This window comes from Rhodococcus sp. USK13 (assembly GCF_018343855.1).
GTDB classification, from domain to species: Bacteria; Actinomycetota; Actinomycetes; order Mycobacteriales; family Mycobacteriaceae; genus Rhodococcus_F; species Rhodococcus_F oxybenzonivorans.
In genome coordinates, this window is sequence record NZ_CP069242.1 from 375,191 (window position 1) to 389,421 (window position 14,231).

Annotated in this window: 10 protein-coding genes and 1 pseudogene; 2 read left to right on the forward strand and 9 right to left on the reverse strand. The window is 67.4% G+C overall.

What is annotated here, in order from left to right; genetic code table 11:
• Positions 1-20 precede the first annotated feature (20 nt).
• Together JQT59_RS04560 and JQT59_RS04565 are read left to right on the forward strand one after the other, a co-directional pair.
• Complete coding sequence (locus tag JQT59_RS04560) at positions 21-1,010, forward strand: NADPH:quinone oxidoreductase family protein (protein ID WP_213574893.1); 990 nt, start codon at positions 21-23, stop codon at positions 1,008-1,010.
• Complete coding sequence (locus JQT59_RS04565) at positions 1,007-1,792, forward strand: enoyl-CoA hydratase (protein WP_213574895.1); 786 nt, start codon at positions 1,007-1,009, stop codon at positions 1,790-1,792. The genes JQT59_RS04560 and JQT59_RS04565 overlap by 4 nt, the downstream gene beginning before the upstream one ends.
• 100 nt (positions 1,793-1,892) lie before the next feature.
• On the opposite strand, the pseudogene JQT59_RS04570 reads toward JQT59_RS04565, so the two are convergent.
• The 9 genes and pseudogenes from JQT59_RS04570 to JQT59_RS04610 all read right to left on the reverse strand — a co-directional run.
• A pseudogene (locus tag JQT59_RS04570) lies at positions 1,893-2,777 on the reverse strand (alpha/beta hydrolase); the annotation flags it as partial.
• A gap of 105 nt (positions 2,778-2,882) precedes the next feature.
• On the reverse strand, positions 2,883-4,436 hold the full coding sequence (locus JQT59_RS04575; RefSeq protein WP_213574897.1) for a succinic semialdehyde dehydrogenase: 1,554 nt from the start codon (positions 4,434-4,436) through the stop codon (positions 2,883-2,885).
• An 80-nt stretch (positions 4,437-4,516) separates the two neighbouring features.
• A complete protein-coding gene (locus JQT59_RS04580) occupies positions 4,517-4,912 on the reverse strand; it encodes a low affinity iron permease family protein (protein ID WP_065488547.1) in 396 nt (131 codons plus the stop codon).
• Between the two features lie 328 nt (positions 4,913-5,240).
• On the reverse strand, positions 5,241-8,342 hold the full coding sequence (locus JQT59_RS04585; protein WP_213574899.1) for a DEAD/DEAH box helicase: 3,102 nt from the start codon (positions 8,340-8,342) through the stop codon (positions 5,241-5,243).
• Between the two features lie 388 nt (positions 8,343-8,730).
• Entirely contained in the window at positions 8,731-9,711 is a 981-nt protein-coding gene (locus tag JQT59_RS04590) for a 2-hydroxyacid dehydrogenase (protein WP_213574901.1), read from the reverse strand.
• Entirely contained in the window at positions 9,708-11,048 is a 1,341-nt protein-coding gene (gene gudD, locus JQT59_RS04595; protein ID WP_213574903.1) for a glucarate dehydratase, read from the reverse strand. Before gudD ends, JQT59_RS04590 begins: the two co-directional genes overlap by 4 nt.
• A 144-nt stretch (positions 11,049-11,192) precedes the next feature.
• Positions 11,193-12,203 (reverse strand): ABC transporter ATP-binding protein, encoded by a 1,011-nt coding sequence (locus JQT59_RS04600; RefSeq protein WP_213574905.1) that lies wholly within the window; start codon positions 12,201-12,203, stop codon positions 11,193-11,195.
• Positions 12,196-13,224, reverse strand: coding sequence for an ABC transporter ATP-binding protein (locus tag JQT59_RS04605; protein ID WP_213574906.1), 1,029 nt, complete (start codon positions 13,222-13,224; stop codon positions 12,196-12,198). Before JQT59_RS04605 ends, JQT59_RS04600 begins: the two co-directional genes overlap by 8 nt.
• A complete protein-coding gene (locus JQT59_RS04610) occupies positions 13,221-14,231 on the reverse strand; it encodes an ABC transporter permease (RefSeq protein ID WP_249354119.1) in 1,011 nt (336 codons plus the stop codon). Before JQT59_RS04610 ends, JQT59_RS04605 begins: the two co-directional genes overlap by 4 nt.

Below are 14,231 nucleotides of genomic sequence, written 5' to 3' on the forward strand. Positions count from 1 at the left end.
CCGACGGAGGAGATCACCACGTGTATGCCCAGCAACTGACTGCCCAATCCGGACCGAGCGGTGTCCGGCTCGCCGAGATCGACGAACCCGACGGATCCGGTCTCGTCGTCGTCGATATGCACGCCGCCGGGGTGGCCTTTCCCGACCTGTTGCAGACCACGGGCAGCTACCAGGTGGTGCGCGACCTTCCGTGCGTGCTCGGTGTCGAGGGCGCCGGAGTGGTGCGAGAAGCTCCTCCGGACAGCGGTTTTCACGCCGGACAGCGGGTGGCGGTATTCGCCTCCGGCGGCGCGTGGCAGCAGACCGTGGCCGTGGAACCCCACTCCGTGTTTCGGTTGCCCGACTCGGTGTCGCTCGAAGCCGGCGCCGGTTTCCTTCTGAACTACCTCACCGTGCACTTCGCCCTGGACGAGCGCGCGCGGTTCCGCGCCGGCGAAACGGTTCTGGTCCATGGCGCCGCCGGGGGTGTCGGCGTAGCCGCACTTCAGGTGGCGGTCGCTCTGGGACTCGAGACGATCGCCGTGGTCAGCACCGAGGAGAAGGCCGGCATCGCGAAGGCCCACCGCGCCGACCACGTCGTCCTCCTCGACGGATGGAAGGACCGGGTCCGGGAAATCACTGGCGGCCGCGGAGTCGACATCATCCTCGACCCGGTGGGCGGCGACCGGTTCACCGACAGCCTGCGCAGCCTCGCGCCCAACGGGCGACTCGTGGTCCTCGGCTTCACCGGCGGCGAGATCCCCACGGTCAAGGTTAATCGACTTCTCCTCCGAAACATCTCGGTCCTCGGGGCCGGGTGGGCCGAGTACCTGCGCACCGATCCCGGCTACACGAAACGGCAGTGGGCCGCCCTGGAACCGCTACTCGAATCCGGTGCACTGCAGATCACCGAACCCACCATCTATGCGTTCGAACACGCTGCCGATGCCCTGCGTGCGCTCGAAACTCGCTCGGCCGCAGGCAAGATCACACTGTCCCTCCTCCCCCACGACACCGAAGGACCCTCATGACTTCCGACCTACCAGGTGTGGACACGACCGTCGACAACGGCGTCCTCCGCATCACGCTCGACCGGCCCTCCCGCATGAATGCCGTCACCACCGAAACACTCGACGCCGTTGCGGACGCGTTGGAAAAATTCTCGGGTGACGCCGAGGTGCGGGTCGCCGTACTCACCGGGGCCGGCCGGGCATTCTGCACGGGCGCCGACCTGGCGACGAGTACCGACGTGTCGGGCCCGCCCTCCACCGCCACGATCGACGCCGCCAATCGCGTCGTCGCCGCGGTCCGGGCGTTCCCCTGTCCCGTGATCGGCGCCGTCAACGGTCCCGCAGCCGGTGTCGGTGTTTCCCTCGCACTGGCCTGCGATCTCGTTGTCGCTACCGAATCGAGTTACTTCCTGCTGGCGTTCACGAAGGTGGGTCTGATGCCGGACGGAGGCGCCACCGCCCTCGTCGCCGCATCGATCGGTCGAGCCCGCGCCATGAGAATGGCCCTACTGGCCGAACGTCTTCCGGCGAGGGACGCCCTCGACGCCGGTTTGATCTCGGACGTCTATTCCGACGACGAGTTCGCCGCCTCGGTGGATGCCCTCACCCGACGTCTCGCCGACGGACCGCCGGAGGCCCTCCACTTCACCAAAGACGCCGTCAACGATGCCACGCTGACCGAACTCGACAGCGCCTGTGCCCGCGAGCGCATGGGGCAGGAAGTGCTGCTCGCCGCGCCCGACTTCGCGGAAGGCGTAGCGGCATTCCAGGAGAAGCGGCCGGCAGTGTTCGGCCGGGCCTGAGAAGTTCCGAGACGGTCGGCGGCCGACCCTCGCCCACAGTGCGAATCAGGAAGTCGATCTGGTCGGCCACCACCTTCTCGAAGAGATCACCGAAGTAGACGTCGAAGTGACCGCCCGGGTACACGCGTACCTCGGCATCCGGGGTCTTGGCCGCGGTCTTCAGCGCACTGCCTGTGAAGGTGACGACGTCGTTGTCGGCGATGGCGAAGAAGACCGGACAGCCGATCTGCGCGACCGCACTGGTCGGCCGGTAGAGCGCCGCCTGCAACGCGACGCGTCCGGGAGTTTCGTTGCGCCACGTCGAACCGGGCGGGTCCATGGCGCGGTATCCCGCCTCCGCATCGGGGGTGGTGATGGCCGCGAACGACCCCGGCGGCCCGACCACGGGGAACATGTGCGGCGGCCGACGTCGTAACTGCGCGAGCCGATCCCGCAGGTAGGCGACCGACATGCGGGCCAGCCCCGCGATGCCGAGCCTGCGAAGGTTCGTGAGCCCGTCGACGTACGGCACCTGCGACACCACGGCCGCCACCCGGTGATCCCGCGCAGCCGTCGTCAGGACGAGACCGCCGGCCAGCGAGGTGCCCCAGATCGCGATGCGGTCGGGGTCGATCTCGGGACGACTGCGCACGTAGTCGAGAGCGCTGGCCCAGTCGATGAGCTGACTGTCGAGGTCGAGGAGTTGCCGGGGTTGCCCTTCGCTGGCACCGAAGTAGCGGTAGTCGAATACCAGTACCGCGAATCCCGCGGCCGCGAACCGCTCGGCGTAGGCGTCGAGTCGTTGCTCGCGCACGCCGCTCCAGCCGTGCGCCAGCACGACACACGGAAGCGCCGCCGAGGTGGGCGATGGGGGGCGGTACAGCCAGGCGGCGCAGCGCTGTCCGCCGGAGGAGAACTCCACGTTCTCACGCCGGATGTCAGGGCAGGGGTGTTCGGCTGGTGTCTGCCGAGAATTCATGAGGGGCGCCTCCGCGGGTGTAGCCATCACCCACAGCCTCCACCCGGGCGTCCACCGGCGACAGGTACCCCAGGATGGGTAAACCGACCACCCTGGGGTGAAGTCCGCGTCCCGGTGCCGCCGTCGTGCGTGCTACCTGCCTGGCACGTACTGCAGCGCCTTCACGAACGGTGGCATGATCTTGGCCCACACCTTGGGCGGCAATCCGCGTGGTCCGCCGAGATTGAGAATGCGGGTGGTGGCGATGGTCTGGGGTTCGGTGTACTTGAGGAGCCCGTCCGCACCGTGGCGGCGCCCGACCCCGGACACTCCCATGCCGCCCATCGGCGCGCCGGTGCTGCCCCAGGCGGGGGCATAGCCCTCGTCTACGTTGACCGTTCCGGCGTGGATACGCGCCGCGATGGCCTCACCCTCCGCCTTGGTTCCCGCCCACACGCTGGCGTTGAGCCCGTATTCGGTGTCGTTGGCACGTTCGATCGCCTCGTCGACGTTCGCCACCGGGTACACCGACACCAGCGGTCCGAACGTTTCCTCGCGGTAGCACTCGGCGTCCTCAGGGACTCCGGTGAGGACGGTCGGCTCGTAGAACAGCGGCCCGAGATCGGGGCGCGCCTTGCCGCCGGCGACCACGGTGGCCCCCTTGACCACGGCGTCGTCGACGTGGCTGGACACCGCCTTTACCTGCGCCTCCGACACGAGGCTGCCCATTTCGATGCCGAAGTCGTAGCCGGCGCCCAGTGACATGTTGCGCACCCGCTCACCGAACATGCGGGTGAACTCGGGGGCGATGGATTCTTCCACGTAAATGCGTTCGATCGAGATGCACAGCTGACCGGAGTTGGAGTAGCAGGCGCGCACGGCGGCATCGGTGACCTCGCGGAGGTTGGCACCGGCAGTGACGATCATCGGGTTCTTGCCCCCGAGTTCTGCGGAGAAACCGATGAGCCGGCGACCGGCTTGCTCGGCGAGAAGCTGCCCGGTCTGCGAGGACCCCGTAAACATCAGGTACTCGGTGTTCTCGACGAGCGCCGTGCCGACGACCGAGCCCGGCCCGGGGACCACGGCGAACAGGTCACGCGGGAGTCCCGCCTTGTAGAGCAGGTCGACGCAGGCCAGGGCGCAGTACGGCGTCTGACTGTCCGGCTTGAGCACCACCGCATTGCCGGCGAGGAGGGCCGCGATGGCGTCGGACACCGCGAGGGTCATCGGATAGTTCCAGGGAGAGATGACGCCGACGACACCCTTGGGCTGGTATCGCACCACGGTCTTGGTGAGCACCGGCAGCATCCCGGAGACGCGGCGGGGGCGGAGCAGCTTCGGTGCGACACGCGCGTAGTGGCGGGCCGTCATCGAGATGTCGAGGATCTCCTCCTGGGCGGCCGTGCGCGATTTCCCGGTCTCTGCCTGCGCCATGTCCATCAAAGCGTCGCGGTTCTCGAGCACCAGTTCGCGGTACCGGTGGAAGATGGCGGCCCGTTCGGTGACCGGCCGCTGTGCCCAGTCCTTCTGCGCTACCCGGGCACGAGCGATGGCATCGACGGCGTCCTGGGCGGTACCGATCGGGACGGTCGCCAGTTCCTTGCCCGTGAATGCCTCGACGACGGAACGGGTCGGGCGATCCGCCGCCTCGGGGATGGCGATGAGATCAGCGAGCCGCGCGAATGTGGCGGCGGACGGAACAGGCATGACGTACCCCTACTGGTTAGTAGTTTTTGCGGTTACACATAACCTACCTGCTTGGTGCGCCAAGTCACAGGGGCGGATGGCTAGTGCCGGTCTTCGAGCCCGACGGCCTCCCGCAACTTCTCCTCCGCCTTCTTCAGCTCGGGGTTGTCCTGGGCGGAGGAATCGAGCAGGGCGGCGAGCGCCTCGGCGATCACGTTCAGTTTCTCCTGCAGAGCCTCCGTGGCACGGCGGCTGGCATTCTCGAGCAGGACCACGAGGAGCAACGTGAAGACGGCGCCGACGGTGTGGATGGCGATCTGCCACTCGTGAAGGTCCTTCCAGAGCGGAATGCTGACGACCCACAGCGCGACCACTCCGGCGCAGATCCCGAAGAACGGCGCCTGGCTGACCCGGAGTTCGATCTGCTCCACGAACCTATCGAACGCCGAACGCTGATCGGTGGGCTGCTGACGTGCAGCCTTCGCGTTGCGCACCATCTTCGGAGTCTAGGCGCAGCCACCACTCCCGATATGCCCGTTTCACCCGAGTCGCCTCGATGACGGTGTCGAGGAAGACGGCTCAGCAGCCGTCGCGGTGGAGCGCCATCCGGGCCGCGCTCGGCGCGGTCTCCGCCGGGCTTCCCTGCGTCGGAAGTGGTTGTCGATCGCGGCGATTCTCGCGACTCGAGCGTCTACACCGACCTGCGAGCCTGCACACGTCCCCGAAAGAATCTCTGCCGCAGCACCGCACTGTATCGCCTGACCGACAACTCGGTCGGCATGGTCGGGACGAGAGGCCGGCGAATCTCGGAAGCATTCGAGTTCGTCAGAACACGCCTCCCTCACGCCGCGGCAGCGTACGAGCCAGCACATCGAATCTGGGATGTCGTGACCATCCGTCGTAGTCACCAATGACATACAGCCGCTTCTTGGCCCGGCTGATCGCGACATTCGCGAGGTTCGGTTTCGCTGCCGCCCAACGTTTGGCGCCGTCCTTGGCCGGGTCGCCGCCGAGGACGAAGAACACGATGTCGGCTTCCTTGCCCTGAGCCTTGTGCACCGTGCCCGCAGACAGGCCCGGGTACTGGTCCGAGAGCGAGGCAATCCGGCTGGCGACCTGACGGAACGGGGTGATGACGATGACCTCGCTCATCTCGTGCCCATTGTCGCGCAGCCGGTCGAGGTGCTCGCGCAAGACGTCGTGCTCGGCGCGAACGTAGTGGCCGGACGACGGTCCGGTGACGTGAATCCACGCCGATGGTGTGTGGTCATCGCGGGGACTTGGGTCGCGCCCATGCAGCATCGTGTCGTCGTACGCGATGGCGTTCACGATAGAGAACATGGGGTCGTCACACCGGCGGTGGACACGGAGCGGCGCCCCCACCCAGATCGAATTCTCACCGTCGGAGAGAGTGGTACCCCATCGGTTGAGCCTATCGGCAATGGACTGTGCGGAGTTCGCGGCGGGCAGCCACCGTTCCGACACCCCGAATGTTCGGCGTACGGCCTGCTGAGCCCGGAAAGGCAGGGTGACAACGGGCTCGAGCTGCAGCGGATCACCGACGACCACGGTGCGCCGTGCCCGCCAGATCGCCCCGACCGGGTTCTGTGGTGTGGACTGCCCCGCTTCGTCGATGAGCAGCCAGCCGAGGCTCTCCGCACCGAGCCCGCGGAACATCTTGCCCAGGGACGCGAACGTCGTCGACACCAATGGGACGACGAAGAACAGCGCACGCCACGCGTCCGCCACAGCCGCCGGGTCGATGTCACGCGGCGCGCTGCCGCCGACGACGTCAGTGGCCCCCTGCAGGGCCTGCCGCATCTGCTTCGGAACATGGCCGAGAAAATCGCGATGCAAGGCCAACGCCGCGAGGAACAACCGGGACCGAGCCTCGGTCACCTTCGGATCGGACCACGGCGCGGCCAGTTCACGCTGCGCGGGGTCGTCGAGCCAGTCGCGCCCGGGGACGGCATTCCCCCACTGCTCCCGGTACCGATCAAGCGCGACGTCCAGGAAGTCGATCCGTGTACTCATGCCCCGGTGCTCGTCCGCGAGCGGTTCATGCCGGCTCTGGGCGTCGTGCAGGGTGTGGAGCGATTCCTGATGCGCGGCCCAGGCGTTCTGATAGGCGCTGTTCCATCGGGACAACGCTTCGGTCAGCTGCTGCCGGCGCGCCTGCCAGCCGTCACGGTCGGCACGCGCCCGTCTGCTCAGCATGTGCCACCACGGCGGGCGGATTTGGTCGTGACTCTCGATCTCTGTAGCGACGGTCGATCGGCCGGTGTCCGCACGGTCGACGGCTGCCCGCAGCGTGAGCTCGGATTGCTGCGCCTTCCTGAGGTGTTCGACCGCAACATCCAGCTGTGGGCCGAGTTCGGCGAGCCGTCGGCGGAGGCCGACGACCTCGGAGAGCTCGTCGTGTGCGCGCTGACGCTGCTCGAGCAGGGCCTCGACGTGGGCGCGCGCAGCCTCGTAGTCGGCGACCGCATCCCTCCACGGTCGGCCAGGCCCCGCCGTCTCGAGTTCCTTCAGGATCGACTGGATCCCCCGACGTCGCACCTGATCGGCAGATCCGTCGTGGTCCTCGCGGGGCGCCTTCTCGTCGAACCATAGTGTGGCGACGAAGTCCGAACGGTACGACTTGCGGCCCAGCCTCGCCGCCGTCAGCGCCCACGCGGGTCCCGCCCCGTCACCGAGCAACGCGGTCGCGATGTCACCGAAGTAGTCCACCTCGCCGAAAGTGGCCTCGTCGAACTGCCCGGCGGCAGGCATCTCGTGGCTGATGTTCTCGACCGCACCGTTGTTCGACGACGCGACGACCATCTCGAAACCATGGAACTCCGGTTTCCACCGCTGGACGATGCGGGGGTATTCGCCGGCCTTCCAACGGTGCGGGACCGCGAAGAAGGCGTCGCGGGGATGCCCGAGCGCGGCGATGCGGTTGGCACGTTCCACGACGACCGCGGCCACGAGATCCCGCAGCAGCGTCGATTTCCCTGTGCCCGGAGGACCGTTCACGGCGAACACACCTGCCCCGTCGCCGAGTTCGCTCATGATCGAGTTGACGGCGAACTGCTGCCCCAAAGCAAGGGGATGGTCCGGGTCGCTCGGCCAGCGGCCGAGCGGTGTCGCGCTCGGCCGGCAGCCGTCGAGGGAGGCGGCGGGGTCGGCGTACAGGTCGACCCGACGCTCGAGGTCGAGGTTCGCATCTTCGGTGAGGTACCGGCCGAGCCCGGCGCCGAACCGTCCCTGCGCCACCTCCGCCCGGACCAGGTCCAGGTCCTCGGCGATGAAGCTGTTGAGGAAATCGGTGCTGTCGACACCGTCCGATTCGCGGACCTCGACCGAGCGCACCCGGATCTCCGTGCACTGCACGAGACCGGTGACACCGAGCAGCGCTTCGGTTTTCGTGCGGATCGTGGACAATTGGGTGTGGTCAAGTGGCGCGCGTCCACCATGGTCCTCGTCGACGAGCTGGGCCTCGTCGACGAGTTCCCGGAACCGCGTCGCCGCGTCGCCGAATCCAATGAGCCAGGTCGGGCCGCCCGGCCCCGGATTGCGAGTCCGGCCGGCGGCCCACGCGAGACCGGACACAATCGCGGTGTCGGGCAGATAGCATCCGTCGCCGTCGAGGACAATCGCGGCAAGCGCGCAGTCACCGGCCGGGCGCGGGTCGAAGTTCTCGGTGCCGGGGTCGAGAATATCGTCGACCGCCATCCACACGTCGTCGATGCGGTACACGCCGAGGTACAAGATGTGCTGGCGCTGGTATCCACGGCGGGTGGACTTCCCGCGCAGCCGATGGCCGGCCTCCCACGGGAGAGGCTTCCCGTCGGTGACCTTCTCGACCGGCGCGTGCGTGTCGAATCGGTCGACCATCGGTACCGTCTGTGGGCTGAAGAGCTCGATCGCTCTCCAGAACGCCACGACGTCGGCCTTTGTTCTCGCGTCCCCGCCCACCGTCTACCCCACCCCCGTCATAGTGCCCGCTTTCGGAATCACCCGACAGTATTGCGTGCGGGACCGACACACACGGTTGCTGCCGCCGGTCCGTGCCGCAGCCGCGGCTGGATCCACTCGAGCGGCGGACCCAACATGTGCGGTGGTGACAGTATCCCGCTGCGATCGCAGAGTCGCACCGGATGTCAACGCCCGGCATGGCTGCAGAGAACAACGTGATGGGTCAGACGGACGCGCGAGTATCCCCGAACGGATCACGTCGCGGGCCGAGTTACGTACGTGCCCCCATCGAGAATTGACCCATTCGGGTCCTGATCAGGCGGTTCAACCGCCCGACACTGTTTCGATAGAGGTCCTAACCGGGGCGGACGGTGCGCAGAACGGTCTGCCCGGCGTCGAGCCGGCGGATGTTGTCGGTGATGTCCCGAACCCGTCCGACGAAGGTGTGCCGGGTGACGCCGGACGAATGCGGTGTCATGAGAAGGTTCCGCAGTTCCCGGAACGGGTGCGCGGCCGGGGCACCCCGACCGTTCGGGTCGGGGTCGGCGTACCAGACGTCCACCGCCGCCGAGGCGATGACGCCCGTCGCGAGAGCGTCGTAGAGCGCCTGTTCCCGAATCAGCGGGCCGCGGCCGACGTTGATCACCACACCACCGGCTCCCAGTGCCGCCAATTCCGCGGTGCCGATCATCCCGCGGGTCGCGGAGTTCAGCGGCGCCGACACGACCACGATGTCGGACTCGAACATCAGCCGCAGCAGCGACGAGTGATCACCCGCCCACACGAGTCCTTCCGCACCGGCGTCGACACCTCCCCGGCCGGTGACGGCGCAGCCGGACGAACCGAATGCTCGAAGTAGGTTCCACGACCGCCTGCCGATGTGACCGAACCCGACGAATCCGATGCGGGCGTCGTGCATCGACGCCGGCTGCGGGATCGCGTCGTCGTACACGGAGCTGGCCCATCGGTCGCCGCGTAGCGCACGATCCTGATGGAGCAGTCCGCGTCGCAGCAGAACCGCCGCCGACACGATGTATTCGGCGATGGAATCTTCGTGATGGAAGGTGTTGGCCACCACAGTGTCAGCGGGAAGGGTGTCGAAGTCGACCTTGTCGGTACCCGCGCCCGCTACGTGCACCAGACGGAGTTTCGGTGCGGCGGCGGCCATCGCGGCGGTGAACCGGCCACCGACGTACACGTCGGCGTCCGCCAGATCGGCGACGATCAGCGGTTCGTCGAACCTCTGATGCCAGGACACGGAAGCCCCGGACGGCAGCCCGCGTTCGAACAGCTCCTTGTGTGGCAGCAGGTTCCGGTCGCCGACGACGATCTTCACCGGCCGCGTACCAGTGCGGGCCGCTTGCTGTCGAAAGTCCAGTTCGGCACGAGGAACTGCATGCCCACCGAATCGTCGCGGGCACCCAGACCTTCACGGAGATAGAGTTCATGCGCCGCTTCCACCCGATCCATGTCGAGCTCCACACCGAGACCGGGCGTGGTCGGCACGGTCAGGTATCCGTTTTCGATGGCGAACGGCGCCTTCGTGATCCGCTGTCCGTCCTGCCAGATCCAGTGCGTGTCGATGGCGGTGATGTCACCGGGTGCGGCCGCTGCCACATGGGTGAACATGGCGAGGGAGACGTCGAAGTGATTGTTGGAATGCGAACCCCACGTCAGCCCCCAGGCGTCGCACAGTTGCGCCACCCGAACCGAACCCGCCATCGTCCAGAAGTGTGGGTCGGCCAGGGGAATGTCGACGGCACCGGAGCGGATGGTGTGGCCCATCTCCCGCCAGTCGGTGGCGATCATGTTCGTGGCCGTCGGCAGTCCGGTTGCCCGCTTGAATTCACTCATCACTTCACGGCCGGAGAAGGTGCCCTCGGGACCCACCGGATCCTCCGCGTACGCGAGGACGTCACGCAATCCCCGGCACGTTTCGATCGCTTCCGCCAGCAACCAGCCGCCGTTGGGGTCGAGCGTGATGCGTGCGGACGGGAACCGTTCGGCCAGCGCGGTCACCGCCGCCGCCTCTTCGCGCGGGGCGAGCACCCCACCCTTCAGCTTGAAATCCTCGAAACCGTAACGCGCATGGGCCGCCTCGGCGAGGAGGACGATGGCATCGGGAGTCAGGGCCTCCTCGTGCCGCAGACGAAGCCACTCGTCGGACTCGCCCTCACCGGACAGGTAGTCGAGGTCGGTCGCCGTCCGATCGCCGATGAAGAAGAGGTACCCGAGCGCCTGCACGCGGTCCCGTTGCTTGCCGTCACCGAGCAGGCCCGCGACCGGGACACCGAGGTGCCTGCCGAGGAGATCCAGCAGGGCCGACTCGACCGCGGTCACGGCGTGAATCGCCACGCGTAGGTCGAAGGTCTGATTGCCGCGTCCGGCGGCGTCGCGATCCGCGAACGTCCGGCGCATGTCGGCGAGGACGGCGTTGTACTCGCCGACGCTGCGGCCCGTCACGATCAGGCGGGCGTCCTCGAGAGTGTTCCGGATCGGTTCACCGCCGGGTACCTCTCCCACGCCGACGTTGCCGTCGGAATCGGTGAGGATCACCAGGTTGCGGGTGAAGTACGGGGCATGCGCGCCGGAGAGGTTCAGCAACATACTGTCTCGACCTGCAATCGGGACCACACGCATGTCGGTGACGACCGGGGTGTCGACTGTTCTCATTCCCTACCTTTCGAAACACGAGACCGCCGGTGACGCGGCTCACAAGAATCGTATGGGCGGCCATCGATACGTGTCCAACACTTGTTGAGCATCGATCGATGCACATCGTGCATCACGTCACCTGACGTCCCCGGCTGGCGTCGCTCACCCGACCGCGAGTGGCATGCCCAGTTCCGCACGACCGCGGGGATGGTGACATTCGGCGACGTGGTGTGCCTCTCGCACGTCCACCGCCTTCGGAGGAATCGTGCTCGCGCAGACGTCGGTCGCGTGGGCGCAGCGGGTGCGGAACCGGCAGCCGGACGGCGGGTTCAGCGGCGAGGGCACCTCGCCGTCGAGAATGATCCGGTGTTTCCGCGAGGCGGCGTCCAGCTTGGGCGCCGCGGACATCAGCGCCTCCGTGTACGGGTGGGCGGGACGGTCGAAGACGGCGTCCGTCGCACCCGTCTCCACGATCCGCCCGAGGTACATCACCGCCACCCGATCGGCGACGTGCCGGACCACGGACAGGTCGTGAGAGATGAACACGTACGAGATTCCGAGCTGCTTCTGCAGATCGCCCAGCAGGTTCAGTACCTGGGCCTGCACCGAGAGGTCGAGTGCCGACACCGGTTCGTCGCAGATGACGACGCTCGGGTTCAGGGCCAGGGCGCGTGCGATGCCGAGCCGCTGACGCTGCCCGCCCGAGAACTCCTGCGGATACCGGTTCTCGTCACTCGCCCGCAGCCCGACGAGCTGCAGCAGTTCCCGCACCCGTGCGGTGCGGTCCCGACCCGACTTGTACAGATTCTTGTGGGTTCGCCACGGTTCCGCGATGATCTCGCCCGCCGACATGCGCGAGTTCAGCGAGGCATACGGATCCTGGAACACCATCTGCACCCGGCGGCGCAGGGCCAGCAGATCCTTGCCCCGCAGCGAGAACGGGTCGACCCCGTCCCACGTCACCGAACCGGAGTCCGGGCGCTCGAGCATCATCAAGGTGCGTGCGAGAGTGGATTTGCCGCAACCGGATTCGCCCACCAGGCCGAGAGTCTCACCGCGAGCCAGGTCGAGGTGAATGCCGTCGAGAGCGCGTAGCTGGTTCTTGCCTGCCTTGTTGGCGGGGACCTTGAAAGTCTTGGTCAGCCCCCGCACTTCGAGTATCGACTCAGACACCGGTTACCTCCTCGGGGAAATGACATGCGGATCGACGGCCGGCTCCTCGGACCTTCTCGAGCGGCGGCCGGGTTGTGCGGCAGAGATCGCGGGCCAGCGGGCACCGGGCCTGGTAGACACAGCCCGAGGGAATGGAATGCAGGTCCGGCGGGGTGCCGCCGATGGACTTCAGATCTTCTCCGCGCACCGCGCGCACCGGGACCGAATCGAGCAGGCCCTTGGTATACGGGTGGCGCGGGTGGGCGAACACCTCGGACACCGGGCCGGTCTCGACCACGTTGCCGGCGTACATGATTGCGACGCGGTCGGCTTCCTCGGCGACGAGAGCGAGGTCGTGGGTGATGAGGACGACCGCCATGTCGTGTTCGCTGCGCAGGTCGCGCAACAGGGCCATGATCTGTGCCTGCACGGTGACGTCCAACGCGGTGGTCGGCTCGTCGGCGAGCAGTACCGACGGGCTGAGCGCGACGGCCATGGCGATCAGCAGTCGCTGGCGCATGCCCCCGGAGAACTGGTGCGGGTACGAGTCGGCGCGGGAGTCGGGTTCGGGGATGCCCACCCGGCGCATCAAGGCGATCGCTTCCCGGCGCGCCTGTTTGGCCGTCATACCGCGGTGGAGCCGAAAGGGCTCTGCCAGTTGCTTACCGACGGTGTAGACCGGGTTCAGCGCGGTCAGTGCGTCCTGGAAGACGATGGCGAGTTCGGTGGCGGCCAGGGCGCGGCGGGTCTTGGTGTTTGCGGTGACAAGATCCACCTCCCCGAGGCGCACCGAACCGCTGGTGATGTCCGCGATCGGCTCGAGCAGACCGACGAGTGCCTGGGCGGTCATCGATTTGCCACACCCGGATTCGCCCAGCAGGGCGAGCGTCTCACCACGGCGGGCGGTGAACGACACCGTGTCGACGGCCCGGACGGTCCCTGCGGGGGTACGCAGGTCGACGGTCAGATCCGAGACCTGGAGGGCCACACGGTCCGTCTCTGCGACCTCGGAAGATTCGACGGCTGCTGCGGGTGCGCTCATGAGACGACCTTTCGGGTGGGGAGAAGGCGCGAACGGCGCGAGCGGGGCACGGTCAGGCGCCAGCGCTGGCCCGGGTCGGTGGCAATGCGCGCCCACGCGGCCAGTACGGTGGCCGACACCGTCGTGATCACAATGGCCAGACCGGGGAAGAACGACAGCCACCACGCGGTCTGCAGGTACGTGCGGCCCTGCGACACCATGAGGCCCCAGCTGATGTCCGGTGGCTGGATGCCGATGCCGAGGAAGCTCAGTGAGGATTCGGCGAGCATCACGTAGCAGAAGTCGAGGGTCGCGACGGTGAGGAGAGTCGGCAGGAGGATCGGGAACACGTGCCGCCGGATGATTGCTCCGCTGCGAGCGCCGAAAGTCCTTGCGGCGTCGACGAACAACCGGCTCTGTAGTTCTGCCGACTCGGCGCGGGCGGTGCGCAGGTAGATCGGAATGCGGGTAATGGCCAGCACCAGAACGATGTTCGCCGCACTCGGTGAGAAGACGTACAGCACCACCACGGCCATCAGCAGGGAGGGGAAGCTCATGATGACGTCGGCGACTCGCATCGCCGTCGTCTCCCGCCATCCGCGGTGGTAGCCGGCCCACATGCCGACCAGCGAGCCGATCACGCAGGACAGCGCGACCGCGGGTAGTGCCACGAGAAGAGTGGTGCGGCACGCGACGACGAGCCGGGCGAGCATGCTGCGGCCGAGCGGATCGGTGCCGAGGATGTTCATCCAGCCGTTGGTCACGTCGAAGGGCGCGAGGGTGGATTTCTCGAGGTCCTGGTCCGTGGCCGCGTCACCGACGAGCCAGGGACCGAAGACTGCCACCAGGAACACGATGACCAGGATCGCCGCGGCCACCGTGGCCATCCGGTCACGCAGCAGCAGCCGCCACAGCGGCATCTTCCCTGCCACGGATTTCTCCGGCCTGCCGGGTGCGGTCGGGACCGGTTCGCTCGGCAACGGGACTGCGGTGGGCTCGTCCACCCGGGGAGGGTTGTCGATGGACAT